At 37.6% G+C, this 19,122-nt stretch carries 20 protein-coding genes; 10 read left to right on the top strand and 10 right to left on the bottom strand.

Annotation, left to right across the window (positions count from 1 at the left end):
• The coding region (locus tag L323_RS31410; protein WP_038275684.1) for a hypothetical protein at positions 1–242 on the top strand (242 nt) is incomplete at its 5' end.
• An 82-nt stretch (positions 243–324) separates the two neighbouring features.
• Here L323_RS31410 and L323_RS31415 read toward each other — a convergent pair.
• Both L323_RS31415 and L323_RS31420 read right to left on the bottom strand, forming a co-directional pair.
• A complete protein-coding gene (locus L323_RS31415) occupies positions 325–5,310 on the bottom strand; it encodes a Calx-beta domain-containing protein (protein ID WP_020815629.1) in 4,986 nt (1,661 codons plus the stop codon).
• A 62-nt stretch (positions 5,311–5,372) separates the two neighbouring features.
• A complete protein-coding gene (locus L323_RS31420) occupies positions 5,373–6,719 on the bottom strand; it encodes a cadherin-like beta sandwich domain-containing protein (protein ID WP_020815630.1) in 1,347 nt (448 codons plus the stop codon).
• A 187-nt stretch (positions 6,720–6,906) separates the two neighbouring features.
• On the opposite strand from L323_RS31420, the gene L323_RS31425 reads away from it, so the two are divergent.
• From L323_RS31425 to L323_RS31440, 4 genes are all read left to right on the top strand, one after another.
• Positions 6,907–7,149: a phage tail protein gene (locus L323_RS31425; RefSeq protein ID WP_020815631.1), complete on the top strand. Its 243-nt coding sequence runs from the start codon at positions 6,907–6,909 to the stop codon at positions 7,147–7,149.
• 71 nt (positions 7,150–7,220) lie between these two features.
• Positions 7,221–7,475 carry a phage tail protein gene (locus L323_RS31430; RefSeq protein WP_020815632.1) on the top strand — a complete coding sequence of 85 codons (255 nt, stop codon included), beginning with the start codon at positions 7,221–7,223 and terminating at the stop codon, positions 7,473–7,475.
• A gap of 28 nt (positions 7,476–7,503) precedes the next feature.
• The gene (locus tag L323_RS31435) at positions 7,504–7,749 is read left to right on the top strand and encodes a phage tail protein (RefSeq protein ID WP_020815633.1); all 246 of its coding nucleotides are present in this window, start codon (positions 7,504–7,506) and stop codon (positions 7,747–7,749) included.
• 121 nt (positions 7,750–7,870) lie between these two features.
• Entirely contained in the window at positions 7,871–8,470 is a 600-nt protein-coding gene (locus L323_RS31440) for a nitroreductase family protein (RefSeq protein WP_020815634.1), read from the top strand.
• A 26-nt stretch (positions 8,471–8,496) separates the two neighbouring features.
• Here the strand turns inward: L323_RS31440 and L323_RS31445 are convergent, their stop codons facing one another.
• Together L323_RS31445 and L323_RS31450 are read right to left on the bottom strand one after the other, a co-directional pair.
• Complete coding sequence (locus L323_RS31445) at positions 8,497–9,051, bottom strand: hemerythrin domain-containing protein (protein WP_020815635.1); 555 nt, start codon at positions 9,049–9,051, stop codon at positions 8,497–8,499.
• A gap of 13 nt (positions 9,052–9,064) precedes the next feature.
• Positions 9,065–9,694 carry a hypothetical protein gene (locus L323_RS31450; RefSeq protein ID WP_020815636.1) on the bottom strand — a complete coding sequence of 210 codons (630 nt, stop codon included), beginning with the start codon at positions 9,692–9,694 and terminating at the stop codon, positions 9,065–9,067.
• 137 nt (positions 9,695–9,831) lie between these two features.
• Between L323_RS31450 and L323_RS31455 the strand changes: the two genes are divergently transcribed.
• The 3 genes from L323_RS31455 (at position 9,832) to L323_RS41075 (ending at position 12,538) form a co-directional block, all read left to right on the top strand.
• Positions 9,832–10,647: an alpha/beta fold hydrolase gene (locus L323_RS31455; protein WP_020815637.1), complete on the top strand. Its 816-nt coding sequence runs from the start codon at positions 9,832–9,834 to the stop codon at positions 10,645–10,647.
• Between the two features lie 274 nt (positions 10,648–10,921).
• Positions 10,922–12,430 (top strand): sodium-dependent transporter, encoded by a 1,509-nt coding sequence (locus tag L323_RS31460; protein WP_020815638.1) that lies wholly within the window; start codon positions 10,922–10,924, stop codon positions 12,428–12,430.
• Entirely contained in the window at positions 12,431–12,538 is a 108-nt protein-coding gene (locus L323_RS41075) for a MetS family NSS transporter small subunit (protein ID WP_020815639.1), read from the top strand.
• Between the two features lie 33 nt (positions 12,539–12,571).
• Here L323_RS41075 and tlp read toward each other — a convergent pair whose 3' ends face one another.
• From tlp to L323_RS31480, 4 genes are all read right to left on the bottom strand, one after another.
• Positions 12,572–12,802 carry a small acid-soluble spore protein Tlp gene (tlp, locus tag L323_RS31465; RefSeq protein WP_020815640.1) on the bottom strand — a complete coding sequence of 77 codons (231 nt, stop codon included), beginning with the start codon at positions 12,800–12,802 and terminating at the stop codon, positions 12,572–12,574.
• Between the two features lie 31 nt (positions 12,803–12,833).
• A complete protein-coding gene (locus L323_RS31470) occupies positions 12,834–13,160 on the bottom strand; it encodes a hypothetical protein (RefSeq protein WP_020815641.1) in 327 nt (108 codons plus the stop codon).
• A 127-nt stretch (positions 13,161–13,287) separates the two neighbouring features.
• Entirely contained in the window at positions 13,288–14,046 is a 759-nt protein-coding gene (locus L323_RS31475; RefSeq protein WP_020815642.1) for an acyl-CoA dehydratase activase, read from the bottom strand.
• Positions 14,046–15,044 carry a 2-hydroxyacyl-CoA dehydratase family protein gene (locus L323_RS31480; RefSeq protein ID WP_020815643.1) on the bottom strand — a complete coding sequence of 333 codons (999 nt, stop codon included), beginning with the start codon at positions 15,042–15,044 and terminating at the stop codon, positions 14,046–14,048. Before L323_RS31480 ends, L323_RS31475 begins: the two co-directional genes overlap by 1 nt.
• Positions 15,045–15,312: 268 nt before the next feature.
• Here L323_RS31480 and L323_RS41640 point away from each other — a divergent pair, with 268 nt between their 5' ends.
• Both L323_RS41640 and L323_RS31485 read left to right on the top strand, forming a co-directional pair.
• Positions 15,313–15,531, top strand: a complete 219-nt coding sequence (locus L323_RS41640; RefSeq protein ID WP_242835273.1) for a hypothetical protein — start codon at positions 15,313–15,315, stop codon at positions 15,529–15,531.
• A gap of 64 nt (positions 15,532–15,595) precedes the next feature.
• Complete coding sequence (locus L323_RS31485) at positions 15,596–16,849, top strand: glycosyltransferase family 39 protein (protein WP_242835274.1); 1,254 nt, start codon at positions 15,596–15,598, stop codon at positions 16,847–16,849.
• Positions 16,850–16,875: 26 nt separating this feature from the next.
• On the opposite strand, the gene L323_RS31490 is transcribed toward L323_RS31485, so the two are convergent.
• Complete coding sequence (locus tag L323_RS31490) at positions 16,876–18,000, bottom strand: aldo/keto reductase (protein WP_020815644.1); 1,125 nt, start codon at positions 17,998–18,000, stop codon at positions 16,876–16,878.
• A gap of 136 nt (positions 18,001–18,136) precedes the next feature.
• Complete coding sequence (locus L323_RS31495; RefSeq protein ID WP_020815645.1) at positions 18,137–19,069, bottom strand: DUF2935 domain-containing protein; 933 nt, start codon at positions 19,067–19,069, stop codon at positions 18,137–18,139.
• Positions 19,070–19,122: the final 53 nt, after the last annotated feature.

A 19,122-nucleotide genomic window follows, 5' to 3' on the forward strand; every position in this document is an offset into this window, starting at 1 on the left:
ATTTGACAAACAGGTCAGGTTTGCAGTTAAGCTTCGCATGGGATGGTACATCTGGTACAAGGTATGCAATATACAAAGCGGCAACCGGATCAACCGACTTACCTGAAAAATGTATGGAAACTACAGATACAACTTTAACAGTCGATACGTTAATCGGAAGCTATGATTTTTATGTTGCACAGATAGATGAATCAGGAAACAAAATATCTTACTTGAGTGAACCAATTACCGTAATTTCCTAATTTTTAAACATACATATATCAAAAATTAAAATAGCTTCTGCAAAACATCAAATTTTGCAGAAGCTATTTTTTTGTAAATGCCTTAAATTAAATGTGCATTTTTTAGAAGCTTTATTATTACTGTAGCACTTTCAGCTCTTGTAACATTATTTTTAGGATTGAGCTTTCCTTTGTTACCGACAAACAATCCGCTGTTGACGCAGATAGCCGCTCCGTTCTTTGCCCATTTTGAAATATCGCGGGAATCGGAGAAGTTTTTGTTCAGATTATCGGTATTTGTCAGTGTTGTGTCCATTCCTGCTATTTTCATAGCCTTTGAAATCATTGTCATTGACTGTTCTCTTGTAATCAAATCATTTGGCCCGAATTTTCCGTTAGTATAGCCCGTAATAATTCCGTATTGGTATGCAGTACAGATATATGAATAATATGGATTATCCTTGCCCACATCAGAAAAATTATCAGCAAACTGAGAACCTTTCAAGCCCAAAGCCTTTACTATCATTACTGCAAATTCTGCCCTTGTAACAGCTCTGTCGGGAGTGAAATTCCCATTTCCCGTTCCACTGACTATGAGCCTTGAACCTGCATCATTTACGTAATCCTTTGACCAGTGTTTTTCCACATCCTTAAATGTTAATGGATTGTATATAAGTGCATATGTGCTGTTTGTCAGGCTGTTTATCTTCGCATAGTACCTGTTGTCGATAATATTAACTGCCGTTGGTACATGTGTAAATGATCCGTCAGGATTGCACACAACACCTGTAGTTATTTTTTTAGGATCCATTCCCTCCGGTATTGCTACAGTTCTTGCAACGTAATGGTTAAAAGAAGAAACTGTAACTTCCCTGCCTGCATTTACAAATGATATTTCAAATTCAACAGGTTTACCCTTTACCTCAAAGCCTTTTTGAGTAGCTTCATCTTTTATCTTTTCTGATTTATCTTCAGAAGCTTTGGTTACTGTGACTTTAACTGAAATATCTTTAAGTTCAGGGTTACCGCCCAGTTTTTTCACTATCTCGTCTATATTGACATTGTTGGCAGGTAAGGTATACGATGCATTTTCCGTTTTGATTTCAATGGTTGCATCCATATCTGCCATAGCCTTTAATGTACTGGCCTTTAACTCTCCTACAACTTTATCGGAATTGTTGCTAACAGGAATTACTACCTTCTTTTCCTTATCAGGATTCGTCTTTTCCATTTCATTAAGGGTTTTTTGTACTTCCGTTTCATCCAGATTTACTGTGGTGGTTTTAGTGTTATTCTCATTCTGAACGTCAACAGAGATATTTTTCAGAGTATGATCTCCTACATTTATGTCTATTGTTTCTTTTGGCAACGGTGTTTCAGGATTTGTACCGCCTCCTGTCGGACTGTCTGATGTGCCGGTTCCTGACACTTTAAACTTAATCGGACTATTTACTGCGTCTTTGCCTGTTATGGTTATTTCGGCCGTTTTTGTTCCAGCAGAAGACGGCTTAAATACTATGGCGAAGGAAACTGAGCCTTTTCCTGAAATAGGACTTACAGGTCCATTTTTTATAGTGAAATCCGAACCTGTTATTGATATTAATTTATTTATACCATCCTCTGTTAGGTCACTATTACCGGTATTTGATATTGTAAACTCCAATTCGCTTTCCTTGCCTGTTTTTGTATCTTCAAATTTAACGGTATTACCGTTTGCAATTTCCGTACCATCTTTCTTTTTTAAAATTTTAATAAAAGCTCTATCATCGTCTTCTATGATTCCTTCTGCTTTAATATCTCCGTTTTCAGGTTTCAAAATCACAAAGAAATTTTCGTCAGGCTCGCCGTTTTTGTCTCCGTTTACATTTACTGTTATTGACTTGGATATTTCACCGGGAGCAAATTCCAACTTGCCAGACAACGGAGTGTAGTCGTTATCAGCAATTGTCGCTGTTCCGTCTTCTGTTGCATAATCGACGGAAACTATTTTTTCGCACACCGCAGAAAGCGTTACATCAAACACTATCTGTGTACTTCCGGAATCTCCTTCTGCAACTTTTACCTTACTCTCGTCTAAGGTAAAGGCTGGTGCCAGGTCATCGTCTTTTATTGTACACACCGCTGTTCCTTTTAGAGGATTTATTTCCGCTTCAGCTGAAGGATTTGAAAGACTTAATGAAAATGTTTCATTATCCTCATATAAGGAATCTCCTACAATTTCTACATGGATTGTTCCACTTTTCAATCCGGCAGGTATTTTCAGTTTGCCTGCCACCGCTGTATAGTCTTTTCCAGCTTTTGCAGTTCCATCTGATGTAGCATAATCTACATATATATCCTTTGCACTCGCTGTTGAAAGGGTTACTGTAAAAGAAGCCGTAGTCTTCCCCGAATTACCCTCTACTTCACCAATGTTTTCAATGGATATTAACGGTATGGATTCATTGTCATTTATAGTTCCTGTTCCTGTAGCCTTCCCCATTTCTACGGATGGCTCTGATAAATCAAACAGTTCTACATCGAAGGATTCTACTCCTTCATATATTTCATCGTCATTTATGTCAATGGTAATAGTCTTATCCCCGAATTCACCTTTTGCAAAAGTAACAAGACCTTCACTTTGAACATAATCGCTAACCTTTACCGCACTACCGTCTTTTGTCCTGTATTTGACAGTTACGCTTTGGGAACAAGGTTTGCTTAATGATATCTTAAATTCAATCTTGGGGTTAGCCCCTTCTGTTATAGATGCATCTTTTATAGAGATTGTTGACTTATCGTTATCCTTAATTGTACCCGTAGCTGTATAATTCAGCTTGTTGGCATTAGCAGCTGTCAAATCCAGTGTAACTGTCTCATTTGGCTCAAGTAAATCGTCCCCTAAAACAGTCACTTCAATTTGTTGTGTGCTTGTGTCACCCGGATTAAACGTCAGAGTTCCATTAGTAATAGCTGTATAATCCAATCCTTGAGTAGCGGTTCCATCAGCAGTTGAGTAATTTACCGTTACGTTTTTTCCGCTTTCTGCTGAAAGCTGAACATTAAATATCAGTTTGGTATTATTATCCGAATCATCTTCATCTACCTCTGCATTTGATACAACTATGTCGGGTGCAGCATCATCGTCCTTTATAGTACATTTTGCAGTAGAAGAAGCACCCAGATCTGCGCCCACAGGATTATTTATGGCAAGTGAAAAATCTTCGTCATCTTCATCCAATGTGTCATTTATTACACCTACTTGTATTGTGCCACTTGTTTCGCCTTTTGGTATGGTTAATGTTCCTGATGAACTTGTATAATCTTTAGGACTCTTTGCAGATCCGTCTGATGTTGCATAATCTACAGTGATATCTTCATCGCTGACCGCGGAGAGTGTAACCGTAAATATCGCCTTTGAGGCACTAGTATCCTTTTCATCGAATTCAACAGGATCTACTGTTACCTTGGGTTTTGGGTCTACGTTTGTAATCGTTAAATCAACTGATTTAACGGTTCCCGTACTTCCGTTTGTAACATCGGCATCGGAGGTACTTACTGCAAGCATCCTTGCATTATTGAATTTATTATTTGGTATTCCTTTAATTACTACTGAACCTTCTGTCTGTTTGCCGGGAATTGTAATAGTTTCGTTTGAAACTGTAAAATCCTTATCTTTCATAGCACCTGAGAATGACAATTTTACTGTTACATCCTTGCTTGATTTATTTGTAAGAGTAGCTTTTACGGTTGCCGTATCAATTCCGTTTTCTGATATTGAAGCCGGAGTTATGCTTAAATTGACTTTTGGCTCGGTTTCGTCATCAGTAATTGTCAGCGCACGCGAAGTAATTGTACCTTTTTCTCCATATTCAACAGTGCTTATTTCAACGGTTACACTCTTACCGCCTGAAAAGATATCGTCGTCCAGCGTAGTTATGTCAACTGAACCTGATAAACTGTTTGCGGGTATGGAAATAGAAGTCGGAGAGTTAAAGTCAGTTCCTGCTACCGCACCTGAAAAATCAAGATTAACTTTTACATTTTCATAGGTTTTATTTGAAAGAGTAGCCGTTATTTTTGCAGAACCACCATTTTCACTTATACTGCTTTTATCAATGCTCAATTCTACTACTTTTGGAGGAGTACCATTGGCTTTTATGGTACAGGTAGCCTCTCCTTTTATAATACCGCCTACACTTGGGTTTGAAATAGTAACTTTAAATACTTCGTCTTGTTCAAAGTCTGTATCAGTTTTTATAGGTATCGTTATTGTCCCATAGGGTTGCCCGGCTGGAATAGTAATTGTACCATTCAATACAGATGTACCCAAATCATCTGCTGTTGCAGAATCGGTATTGATTGAGTAATTAACAGTTATAGCATTTGTGTAAGGCCTTGTAAGATTTACCTTAAAGATTGCACTCTGCCCTTCAGTTGTATCAGGTGCATTGTCTATTGAAAGGTCTGTCAGGTTTGAGAAATCAAGGCTGTCTAGAGAAATATACAAGGGCTGATTAGTATTCGTATGAGTAATTACTACTCTGTTAATATCATACCAACTGTCTCCGAAAGAAAGAAGTCCGCCGTACTCACCATCTGTGGAGTTGCATACATTATTTGTATAAGTAACATCACCATATGTGGTAGTACCCGGTTTAGTAAAATCAATACCCTTTACATTCACACATTCTAACGAACCATTGTATCCCTTGATATCCACCTGAGTCGAAGAGACCACATCGGTTATCAATGCGTACAACGACTCCAACTTAAATGTCCTTTCTATTGCTGATTCAAATGCGAAGTATGTAGGGCTTTTATTTAAATCCGGATCATTACTAATTGCCATACCGCTAAAACCATTTATTGTACGACCGTAACCAAATTCATAACTTAATGCATCCCAACCCCTAACGTCAATAATACCATCAGTGTTAAAATTCAGATCTCCTATTTGGTATGGTCCATTTACACTAACAGCCGAAAGTGGATCAAAATCTTGATCCTGTGGTGCTTCTGCATAGACATAACCCGTATTATATGCCAGTATAACGTTGAAAAGTAAAATACAAATTACCATAGATATCCTTTTAAATGTTTTTGACATCTGCCCCTCCTATAAGCATAGCCACACTCATGGCATAAAACCAGAGTGTGGCCAAATATTAATTAAGATATTGTTATATTACATATATAAGTATTTTTATTTCCTGTATTCTTCGATGTAACATCGATATTAATCGTATTAACTCCTATTTGCAAATTTGCGGCGGTATATGGCGAACCACTTGCTACCGTATTACCGTTAACAGTAATATTAACACCATTAGCATTACTAGCAGTTGGTGTTACAGATAAGCTTGTAGTTCCACTGACACTTGTGGAATATTGATATTGTGTTGAGCTGAAAGCTGGCTGCAAGACAAGCGATGTTTTTCCATTTTTAACAGATAAACTGTATAAAGTCAAATCCTCTTTCCTCTTAATTGTTACCGTATACGTCTGCGATGACATTGATGCTGTAGATACTATGACATTTACAGTTGTATCCCCAGTTGTCTGTAGTGGAATCGGCCCGTATGGTGTACCACTTACAGCAGCTCCTCCGTTTATTGTCATAGTGGATGCAGGGTTTTCACATGTAGCATTTATCATTACGCTTTGAACTGTACTATCAACTTCTACCGTGTACCCGAAAGTATTTTTATCAAAATTCGGTGTCATCGGAAGTACTGTGGTTCCGTTAAGAACTGAAAGACTCGTGAGTTTGTTACTGTTAAGCCTTGTGACAGTCAGGGTATATCTCTGAGTTATGTACCCAACCGCCGAAGTAACATCAATAGTTATGGTATTGACACCGACTGCAAGGTTCACAGCTGCTCCTGCTCCACTTGCGGTTACAGCTCCATTTACCCTAATAACCGCGTTTTGGCCATAGGCAGTCGGAGTTTCTGCGGTAGGAGTTACTACAATACTGGTCGTACTATAGTCAACTGAAGCCGTATACGCAAACGTAGTTTTAGTAAAAGCAGGTGTAAGTGTACCGCTGTTTATCGTCAAACTTGATAGATATGGGCTTGTTGGGTCAACAGAAAACAATTGGAAATTGGAAATCGAAGCGATGTTGGGATTACATTTTAGCCCTTTTGTTACATTAACCCTATAATAAGTATATGCGGCAGTAGGAACAAATGTTCTGTCCGAACTATACGTTATTGTGCTGGTATTTGTGTTATCAACTGTATCGAGGGTCACCCATGAAGTATTGTTATTACTACCCTGTAAAGAATAAGTCAGCAAATAGTATTGCTGAGGATCCCACCCCACTGTAGGCATGCCATTTACAACCCACCGATTTACACAATACAATTGGTTTGGTGTAAAATTAAGAGTACAAGGTACTTCTCCAACCCATCTGTTGACAGGCTTTAATATTCCGTCAACTGCTCTTGCCGCCTCAAAAGGAGCTATGTAACTGGATGCTGAAACTTGACCGGTTAATGCGGTATTACCCATATGTACTTCCTCCCTGCATATTTAAAATTTGTATTTTTTTACATTAAATGATAATATTATTATATTGTAACTTAATCAAAATTACAATCAAAATTTTTCTAATTGTCATTATTTATGACATCCTATTGACATATTTTTACACGATAATATATAATTACAATATATTAAATCAGCGAGAGGTGTTTATATGGAGACGATGTTAGGTGAAATTGAGCTTTTCCCATTTACCTTTGTACCGCGAGGATGGCTTTTGTGTAATGGCCAGTTATTAAACATCGCACAAAATCAAGCACTGTATTCGTTACTGGGAATTTCTTATGGCGGTGACGGTAAAACAACCTTTGCCCTACCTAATCTATTAGGCACAGAGCCTGTACCGAATACAAAGTATTACATAGCAATAGAAGGTCTTTATCCTACAAGGAATTAGGTTGATTTTTTATATAATTTCAACTTTTAAAATTTATTTTAGCCGTTCTGCGGCTCAGGGAGGCTATTATTATGGATTATCCTTTCATAGGTCAGATTCAGCTTTTTGCCTTAGGATTCGCTCCAACCGATTGGCAATTGTGTGATGGAACACAATTGTCGGTTGCACAGAATCAGGCATTATATTCATTAATTGGAAATAAGTTTGGAGGTACTCCTAATCAGACCTTCGCAGTTCCAAATCTGCTAAAAGCAAGTGCATACCAGGCAAAACGCCCTATGGCTTATTATATTGCAATGACAGGCATGTATCCTACACCCAATTAAACAGTTTTATTTTAGGGAGGTTATTATAATGGATTTACCTATTTTAGGTATGATAAAGCTCTTTCCGTTTTCCTATGTCCCATCTGGTTGGACGATTTGTAATGGTTCGATTTTAAACGTTCAAACAAATACCGCCTTATTTTCACTGCTGGGAGTTCAGTTCGGCGGCAATGGCAGTACTACGTTTGGGCTACCTGATTTAAGAGGTGCGGAACCAGATCCAAATACTGTCTTTTGTATAGCTACACAGGGAATATATCCCGAAAGACAATAAAAGTAGTTTTTACGGATATTTACCTTATTATTGTAAAAGATATGTTTATTGGTATGTTAATGTTGGTATATTAAATATTAATATATTTATAACTAATTTAATAATAAGGGAGGAAGTTGTTTTGTCCAAGAATTTTTACACAGCAGTAAAAGACAGACGCACATACTATGAAATTAATAAGCAGATTCCTGTTTCTGATGAAAGGATTCAGGAGATTATAAAAGATGCGGTTCTCCACACACCTTCAGCCTTTAACAGTCAAAGTGCAAGAGTTGTATTATTATTGGGAGCTAACCATGACAAATTGTGGAGTATAACTAAGGATGCCCTTAGTAAGGTTGTACCGCCTGAAAACTTTTCAGCAACGGAACAAAAAATCAACTCTTTCAGAAGTGGTTATGGTACTGTTTTGTTTTTTGAGGACAACTCTGTTATCGAGTCCCTACAGCAGCAATTTGCACTGTATAAGGATAATTTCCCGGTTTGGGCAGAACAGTCAAACGGAATGTTACAATATGTAATTTGGACTGCTTTGGAAATTGAAGGTATAGGAGCTTCTCTTCAGCACTATAACCCATTGATAGATGATGCCGTCAGAACTGAATGGAAAATCCCCTTGAACTGGAGGCTTGTTGCCCAGATGCCATTCGGAAAACCAACTGCATCACCTGATGAAAAGCAATTTCAGCCAATTGAATCAAGATTTAAAGTGTTCAAATAAGAAAAACCGGCGATTAGCCGGTTTTTCTATAATATCTTTTGTTCAAACACTTCTATCATTTTAAGGTATTTCTCCTGTAAATGCCGTTCCTGTGCCTTGTTTTCTGCCTTTTCACATTCATAGTTCAGTTTGTCCATTGTTTCTTTAACCAAATTATTCCTTGCGAATGTGTATACTACTCCATCTTCTTTTTCAATATGCCTGTAAAGCAGGTGCGTATATGAAACTGCGTTGGCAATTATATCAAGTTTAGATTCATCCTCACCTTCCATGACCCTTTTTACAGCAGCTTCAAGTTCCTGCATATGAAGCCGTCCGAGATCATGTTCAACCAACATGCCATGTCTTACTAGCTTTTGTGCTGCTGGCCCCATCTCCTTTTCCATCCTGTCAAAAAGAAGTTTTTCTTCTTTGCCATGATGGTGGGCATCTGCATAATTTCTTACAAAATCAATTATTATAAAAAAATCCTCATACTCTGCCTGTTCACCCTTTAAAATCTTGTAACAGTATGCACGGATGACTTTCAGCATACGCTTTATATTTTTATGTTCATCTACCATCAAATCAATGCAATTCATATTGTCTTCCTTTCTACTTACGGGATATACTGTGTGTATTATCTGCAGACCTTTTATAAATAAAATCTGGGTTCAGCTCTTCTACGAATGCTTTTACCCAAGCCTCCCTAAGTTCATAAAAATTATTCACATTTCCCTCAACCTTTTTCCAATATGGTGTATGAAGGCATATTGCAGACTTCCAGACAAACTCGTTATCGCTGCTTGATACTATTTCGTTCACACGGTCACAGGGCATTCCCTCAAGGATATAGTCATTCAATGCGTTAAATACATCCTCCGGTACAGATGTTTCTCCTTTATAATCTCCGGCGGCACCTCTTCCCTGATTTTTATAAATCTCAGTCAAATCATTCTTATAATCTATGCTCCTGTTTAATACCTGAGTTACAATAGCCGCCTGTCTTAATTCTGCACTTTCTATTCTTTCCTGAAGCCACCCGTGTATATTTGAGGTATCAATCAATTGTTCCAAGGGCTCAGAACCCAAAGGAGGGCCGTGTTTTTCGTTTATATCCTGAACCCAGGTGCCTACCGGTAATTCCTTTTCCTGAGCCCATTTAATAATATCCATCTCAATTTTTTCATACCAGATAATTTTGTTGTAAAGCCAGTAATGTATTTTACCAAGAAACAGACTCATGTTTTCCTCCGTTAAAGTTTATATTTATTTGTTCTTTAGTATTTTGTTCTCAAGTGCTAATTTTTATTTAACACACTCAATTAATGAAACTTGAATATTATATTATAGAATTTCTTGTATTATTTGGAGGAATAATTATGGAGTATACCATAAAGACAGAGCAGGATGTAAATATTTATGTAAATGATATTAATCCTTATGGTAAAAAAACGATTCTTTTTGTACACGGCTGGCCATTAAGCCATAGGGCATTTGAATATCAATTTAATGTACTTCCTAAAATGGGATACAGATGTATTGGTATGGATACAAGAGGCTTCGGAAATTCAAGTAAGCCTTTTTGGGGTTATGACTACAACAGGTTGGCTGAAGATGTCCGTTGTGTAGTTGATGCATTGAAGCTTAAAAACTTCGTTCTGACAGGCCATTCAATGGGAGGTGCTACTGTTATACGCTATATGTCGCTATTCAATGGATATGGTGTTTCAAAGCTGGCACTGTTTGCTGCTGCTGCACCAAGTCTGACTATGCGCCCCGACTTTCCTTACGGTCTTCCCAAAGAAGATATAACAAAAATAATCCAGAGTGTATATGTCAACCGCCCACAAATGCTTCTGGATACTGCACCAATGTTTTTTTACAAACCGATAACCAAGGCCTTATCTGACTGGTTTTTCCAACTTGGCTTTGAGGCAGCCAGCTGGGCAACGGCAGAATGTGCCAAAACCTTCCGGGACGAAAGCCTTTTTAACGACCTTCCCAAAATTCAGGTTCCCACCCTGATACTTCACGGCGTACACGACCGTGTTTGCCTGTTTCCTTTGGCAGAAGTCATGAGAAAGGCCATTAGAAACTCAAGGCTCGTACCTTTTGAATACAGCGGACACAGTCTGTTTTTCGAGGAAAAAGATAAGTTTAATATGGAATTGGTCCGATTCGCCGATAAGCTATAGGGTTAAGTCAAAACAGTAAAAAATAATTGCTTGAATGAATATTTCAAGCAGTTATTTTTATACATTTTTTTTACAACAATACTCCTATTAATGTATTATGTTAATTATTTCTTGCTAACAAATTAATATATTCTAATTGAATTATTTTTTCATCCTTGCTATTATTATCTAGTCACTATATTTAGGGTAGTAAACTGTTAGAAGACAAAAGTGGCTATAATAATCTTTTTTATTTTAATTAGGGAAAAAATATATTAATAAGGAGTGTATTAAAATGACGCAAAAGAGGGATCAGTGGGGGTCAAAAGCCGGATTTATCCTTGCTGCCATTGGCTCAGCTGTGGGGCTGGGTAATATATGGAGATATCCGTATGTACTCTATTCCAACGGCGGAGGTGCTTTTCTTATCCCATATTTCTTCGCCATATTGACTGCCGGAATACCGTTAATGATTATGGAGTATGGGTTGGGACACAAATTTAAAGGTTCTCCACCCTTGGCATTTGCCAGAGCAAATAAAAAGTGGGAGTGGCTGGGTTGGTGGCCGAGTATTAATTCATTTATTATATTGACATACTACACTCTAATACTTAGTTGGGCCGTCAATTACCTGTTTTTGAGCTTTACGCAGGCCTGGGGCTCTGATACCAATTCATTTTTCTTTAAGGACTTTTTAAAAATGTCTGATAGTCCTTTTAAGCTAGGTGGATTTGTATGGCCGGTATTTGTTGGGATTACTATTATCTGGCTTCTAAATTGGTTTGTATGTTATAAAGGAGTTTCCGGCGGAATCGAAAAGTTAAATAAGATTCTGCTTCCCACCCTTGTAGTTGCAATGATAATCATTGTTATCAGGGGCGTAACTCTTCCGGGAGCAAGTCTTGGATTGAACAAGCTATTTACACCGGATTGGTCAAAAGTACTGGAGCCAAAAGTCTGGATAGCTGCATATGGTCAGGTTTTCTTTTCATTGAGCCTCGCTATGGGTATTATGATTACTTATTCTAGTTATCTTCCAAAAAAGACAGATATAAACAATAGTGCATTTATGACAGCCTTTGCCAACTGTGGATTTGAGTTCCTGTCTGCAATAGGAGTTTTCGGAATATTAGGATACATGGCTTCAACACAGGGGGTAGGGGTAGATAAAGTTGCTTCACAGGGTATCGGGCTTGCATTTGTAGCTTTCCCTAAAGTGTTTACGGTTATGGGAGGAATAGGCAAGTTCTTTGGCGTGTTATTCTTTATATGTCTTGTTTTTGCCGGAATAACTTCTTCCATATCTCTGGTTGAAGCTTCGTCCTCTGCATTGATTGATAAAACAGGAGCCGGAAGAAAAAAAGTTGTTTCTTTGGTTTGCCTTGTTGGGTATGCCATAAGTATAGTTTATTCTACCGGAGCAGGGTTATATTTCCTTGATATTATAGACAACTTTGTAAATTCATATGGAATTGTAACTGTAGGCTTACTCGAAGCGGTAACCATAGGATGGTTGTTCGGAGCTTCTAAGATAAGAGAACATACCAATCCCATTTCCTATTTTTCAGTAGGAAAGTGGTGGAATGTGATGGTAAAATTCGTAACTCCATCTGTCCTGACCTTCATGATTATTTCTAACGTTATAAATGAAATTATGAAACCATACGGAGGATATTCACAAAAAGCACTGCTTGCATTCGGTTGGAGTGTGGTAATAATAGGAATTGGTTTATCTTTGATATTATGTCAAAGACCTTGGAAGGACAGAAGTATTACCTCTTATAATTCTGAGGAGGTGAAGTAGATGACTGCTACATCCATAGCTTTCTTTCTATTTGGCGCGATTTTCCTCTGGGGTGGACTTGCTGTAACAATCACGATTGCAGTTAAGAATGAAACTAAAAATAGATAAAAAACAAGGGGCTGCGTGCAGCCCCTTGTTTTTTTAATCTTCTCTGCGCTTCTGGTCCAAGGCTTCATCTCTTATTTCTGCTCTGAAGCCTTCAAGTGCATCACGTCTTCTGTCATTTTTTTCTTCCAAGGTTTTTGCCATTTTACTGTCATCAGTTTTTTCAATCAGTTCATCTGCTGCTTCCATATTTCTGATTGTATGATTGATATTGGCTTGTATTCTTTCTACATTATCACTTCTGTCATCCGGTTTAGACTTATGCATATAAATATCCTCCTCTGATTTACAATATTTTTTAGTCTTTGTCATCATCAATCTTAATCTCGACGGCTCCGGATTGTTCCATAACCGACTTTACTTCCTGAGCTTTGTGTCTTGCAGCTTTAACAAACACTACTATTCCGCTGTTATGATTCAATTCGTTTAAACTTTCAAGAAAAGACTTTAACCTGCCGGGGTCATCCTGTTCAGTTTTCACGGTGGCACTTATATGATTATCTATGGCATCAGCATTCATGCTTCGAAACTTTGCTTCATCGAAACTGCTGATTATCATATCCTGCCTGTTGATTCCGCTGTTTCTAAGTGAATCAACTACACCGCCTACCTGACCCGGTTCCAAAAATCTACCTATTATTTTAATAATAAATCCCTCCCTGCTTGCTGTGCCGTGGTAAGAGAACTAATTAAAATAGATTTATTCTTTTTATATTGTGTCCAAAAAATATTTTTGTAAAAAGGTAAAAAAATCAAAAAAACGAACCATAGCTGCAACACCCGATTGCACCGTTAAATTGCGGTTCTTGAAGCTTTATTATTTCATCAAAATCATTTGCAAGGTAATAGGCAAGTGATTTGCTTTTTGCTACTCCTCCCGACATAACCAGCCTTTTTCCTTTAAATTTAAAAAGCAAGGGTCTAAGTTTCCTATAAAGCGAATAATTTACTCCGGCACATAATCTCTCCATTGAAACCCCTTCCGCTATTTTACCTATGAGTTCCGATTCTGAAAAAACAGAACAGGTGGAGTTCAGCTCTACAGGTGCTTCGTAGTATTCTGTTAATTTTTCAAGTGAAATTTCCAGAACTCCTGCCATATTTTCCAGATATCTTCCACAAGAGGCAGCACACTTATCATTCATCTCCAAGTCAGTTATAAGGCCTTTTTCCACCTTTACTACCTTTACATCCTGGCCTCCTACATCCAGCAAGATGAATTCTTTCAAATTGGTTTGATGAATTGCTCCGTATACATGAGCCTTTATTTCTGTTATTTGCCTGAACATACTGATATCTGTGTTATTCCTGCCATATCCCGTTGATACTGCAACAACCTCTTCACTAATTCCCAGCCTGCTTACATCAACCTTCAGTTTTCCATTATTATATGAACAGTAGTTTTTATAAAAAGCCATTGTACTGATTTTTTGTTTATGTATGATTGAATCTTTATCCATAAGAACTATTTTTACTTCCCTGCTACCCATATCAATTCCAAGTCTTTTCATTACTTAAGCCCCCTTAAATCTCCCAGCATATCCAAAAAGGCTTCAAGCCTCAGCTTTGTCCGTGAATCAAGACAATTGGACTTGTCTCCCTCTATGGTAAATACAGGAATGTCAAGTTCCTGTTTTATTACAATGTCCTGTATGGCTCTGTGACAAAAGGACTGAGTATAATGGACAATGCCGTCAAGCTTTCTAATCCCAATTTGTTTTTTTATTTCCATAAGCCTGAATTCCAAATCATACGGATAAGTGTAATCATAATACTGTTCGTATATATTTTTAGCTTGTTCTGCCCTTGGAAAGGAAAATTCTCTTTGCACTTCATTATATACAAAACAAGCATTAAACCTTTCGACATATTCAAAAACATCACAAATCATTGGCGGTACACCTATATAACCCAGTCTCAACACCTGTTTTCTCGGCTGTCTTTTTGTAATTTCACTTATTTTTGCTTCAAGGAATTCGGCACATTTTTGCGGGTTCCCGTCAAAGTCGCTTAAGGTTACCTGTGATATATGATTTTCAAAGCCCGTAGCCTTATTGTCTATGTAAGTAAGTTCATCAATAGCTTTGGCGCGGTCTCTTATGGCATTCAAAGTCTTTCTTACAGTTTCCGCCTGTTCTGGACTGACATTAAAAGCTTTCATAAATTTATTTAATTCTAAAGTGACATCTGCAATGTTATGACATAACGGATAAGAAAAGTGATACACTTTTATTCCTCTTGTCTTCAGAACCTCAAGCAATGCTCCGGTATTGGAACAGTCCCCCTCCTGAACCCCCACAATTTCACTTATACCATATCGCAGACATGCTCCATAAATTCCTTTTATCCATGCACAGGAACTTTTGGGAAAGCCGTCTCTTTCCGCCCTTTCTATATCCTCTGAATAGCTATCGCCGGATATAAATACATTATTCAGGTCAATTACATTGCATTTTGCTGCAAGCAGTATTTCTACAGGAACTGTAGTTGTAATTCCGATTTTTCTCATAAAAAATCCTCCAAACGTAAAGAAAAAAGGGCATATGCCCTTTGTAAACAAAATAAGCTATCCTTCCGATAGCAGGCCCGTAGTTTTGTTTACAGACAGGATGGTTACGAACTGTCTTATGAATTTATTGTAATTGTAGCAGTATGCTGTAAGCAAAGTCAATGATTACAAGAAAACAAAAATTTAACACGTATTATAAAAACTCTATAGGTTACATTATGATAGCAGGAAAAAGCATTTACTTATTTTTCACTTGGAGGGATAGTTCTTGAGAGATATTGCTGACAAAATGAAATTTCTGGCCTTTACATTTCTGTCATTGTTTTTTTCTATCCATGTGGCTGCTGACTCTGCTGCTCAGAGCGAAATCCAACCCTCTTCCGAGAATAATGCCTCAAAAGCCATTAATACTAATTGGCCTTTCAATACCTATATTTTTGCTGCTTTTGAGTATTTATGGTGTAGGTCGTATTTTGAACCGACTTAATGAAAAAAAAACTATATTAACCATCCTTTCAATTTACTTCACCGTACAGGTCGTATATATTTTAATGTTTCCGGTAAATGCCTATGAAGATGCTGCTATTGTAGAAGGCTTTGCACGGGAATTTCTCCATGGCAAGTTTTCTTCTCTGGGAGTAGGTAATTATCTTGGATATTACCCAAATAACATAGGTATTACATTGCTTTTTTCTTTCCTTTATTTATTTCTTCCTGATAATCTTCTTACTCTCAGGTTTTGCAATGTAATATTTTCAACTTTGACTGCCTGGCTGACGTATAGGCTTTACAAGGAACTTTTTCCTAATGAAGTAAATTATTCCTGTGGCGTACTGCTAATGACTGTCTGTTTTCTGCCTGCAATTATTCTGGACAACCTTACATATGGCGATACTATAAGTACTTCCCTTTGCACTGCAGGACTCCTTAACTCTGTAAGATTTGTAAGGACTTCCCTTGTAAAATATGCAATATACACGGCATTGCTCCTTATGCTGGGGAATTTTACAAGAAGCGTTGCACTGTTGTTTTTGCTTGCAGTTCTGGTTTACTGGACACTAAACAGCAAAGTTTTCAGTCGCACACTAAATTCAAAAAAAGTCATTGCAGGAATTATCATAGCAATATTTGCGTTCTCACTACCCCTGAGATTATTCAGTTTTATAGGATTTAAAAGCGGTATTATAGATGAACCGGTTGGTATTCATGCAAATCCCATATGGAGATGGATTAACATAGGATTCCCATCTGACAGTAAGCTGGGCTATTGGGACGGAGGGCGTAATACATCTATATTTGTTTCACGCTACAAGTGCGACCCCAAAATGGCTTCCAGATTTTTTATCCACGATATTATTGATAAATATGAGAACATAGGAAGAAAAAATACTTTAAAAGGATATATTAAAAAAACCTTCTGGACATGGACAGAAGGAACCTACAATGTTAATTTTTACGGTTTAAGCCAAACACTTAAACCTGAGAATTTCAAACTCTACAATACTCCCCTCATAAAATATGCAGAACCAGGTGACAAAATCCTAAGAGGAGCTCTGGACTGGTTTTTGCACACGTACAACTGGATAACCCTCGCCCTGGTAGCCTATTATCTTTGGAGCTGTGTAAAGTATAGGGATTTTAAAACTGAACTTCTGGTTTATACCATATTATTTTATCTGGGGTTTTACTTTTTCTGGGAAGTAAAATCAAGATACCTGTTCGGATTATACCCTATTCTTATAATATTGTCATATAATTCAATCGGACTAATTGTAAAACAGGGTCAGCGGAAGTTTTTCCACTGACCCTGAATAAAACTCAGATATGGTTATTAAGCCAATTCTTTTTCTGATTCCTTCAATTGTCTGCGTATTTGTATTTTCTGAGGACATTTCTGCTCACATATACCGCAATCTACACATGCGTCAGCTCGGTTTCCTTTAAGCCATTCATTGGTTCCGATACTCTTATATTCAGCTTTTGCGTAATCCGTCAATTTATAAACACGATGATAATTCATAAATTCAAATATTTTAGGAATGTTAACCTCCTTTGGGCACGGCATACAGTAGTTACACCCGGTACAGTACAAGTCAGACAGCTTTTTATTTTGCTCCATTGCCTCATTTATTGCAATGATTTCTTCGTATGAAAGCTGCTCCTCATTTGATGCAACCTGTACATTTTCCTCAACCATAGCCATGTTACTCATTCCTGACAATGCACATGTAACGTTCGGATTAGAAATTACGAATCTCAAAGCAAGTTCGGCACTGCTTTTTGCTCCACCGGGAATTAATTTACTGATTACTTCAGAAGGTGCTCCAAGTCTTCCTCCGCCAATTGGACCCATAATTATGACTCCAAGTCCTTTTTCACGCGCATGAGCTATGCCGGCCTCATTGCTTCTGTCCAGCATATTGTACTGGCATAACACTGTCTCAAAGTACCCGGTATCAATTAACTTTATCATATTTTCAGCCTTGTCATGAAATGAAAAGGATAGGTGTTTTATCAAGCCCTCCTCTTTTGCTTTTAATGCAGCTGAAAGTGGGCCGTCCTTTACGTTTATTTTCTGTTCAAAGGCCTCAAGGTTTATTCCCCACATATGATAAAAATCTATGTAGTCAGTATCAAGTTTCTTTAACGAATTTTCAAGTCTTTCTCTATAATGTACACCGGAATCATCTTCAATAGGGTTTTTGGTTGAAAGATAAACTTTGTCTCTCCAGCCCTTTATGGCTTTTCCGACAATCTCCTCACTTTGCTTTTCACAATAGTAAGGTGCTGTGTCAATATAATTCACACCCAACTCGAAAGACCTATGTATCATCCTAATACTCTCTTCGGTATCAAAAACCGTTTGACCCCCAACATTTGTTTGTGGTAATCTCATTGCACCAAATCCCAAAGCTGATATCTTTATCCCGGTATTACCCAATTCGCGGTACTGCATACACTTATCCTCCTTGTTTGACGACTGTAGTTAATGTATCAATTATATCATTTCCTACACTCATTTTACAGTATTTACTTTTTTACTCTTTTTTGACTTAAAGTATATTAATAGCTTTCAAAAGCGCGCGCGCCCATTAATGTAATCCCATCCCCTCTACCATTTTTAATTCCTTCAAGAAATGATTTGCTTCTCTAAGTACATGATCGCTTAGCAGAGGCAATATAATAGCTCTGATTTTACAATCAAGTAAACCTTCCGTACCCTGCTCTTTGAAATTTTTAATGTTTACAGTTGCTTCAAAACTTCTTCGTGTAACCTGGGGAAGTAGTTCCAGCTGATTGATAGCCACCTTCGCTTGATTTGTAAGTTCTGTAAATATCTCTGCAAAATTATTTGCCTGTTGTATTAAGGTTTCTTCGGAAGGATCAAGCAAGCCCCTGATGAATTTACCGTGCTCACTCATAATATTATCCCAGAATGCTTCCATACCTGCTACATCTCTTGGGGTTTCCATAAGATTATGGGAACTTTCCAATCTCTGAAGATGCTGTAAGTAGTGTTCGGCCTCGCGGGTCACATGCTCCAGCATTAACGGGTATATTGTAGTAAACATTTTACAGGACAAAACGTTGGTAAGTACCATTTTATTTGTTTGGATAATTTTGTTTAATAATGCCATAATACGCTGGTTCATCATACTTACAGCTTTAGGAGGTATTGTTTTTGACACGGGTCTGATACCGTTTAATAAAGAAATTTCCATTTGCGTAATATTTGTATTGATTTTTATTCCTGTATAGAATTGGGTAGCCGTCTCTGCCCTTAGAGTATATGGTGTAACTATATCTCCAAACATAAGGTTCTGTGTAGGAACTACTCCATTTGCCATCATTACCGTTTCTTTTAACAATTCTTCAAGATTATTAATGGTTTTTTCCAACTCCGGAACCATCCCTTGGTCCCTTGGCATAAGTGCAGCGATTGTAAATATCAGGTGTTCCTTAATGATTCTTAAAAAGAAAAGATTTGTTTCAATAGAATGTGTAACATACTCCATTTCAGTCATAACATTTCCCCCATCTGCCGTATTTCAGGCAGTTGTCCCAAAATATTCGCCAC

Origin of the sequence: Ruminiclostridium papyrosolvens C7, from assembly GCF_000421965.1 — a bacterium.
Lineage (GTDB): Bacteria > Bacillota > Clostridia > Acetivibrionales > DSM-1351 > Ruminiclostridium > Ruminiclostridium papyrosolvens_A.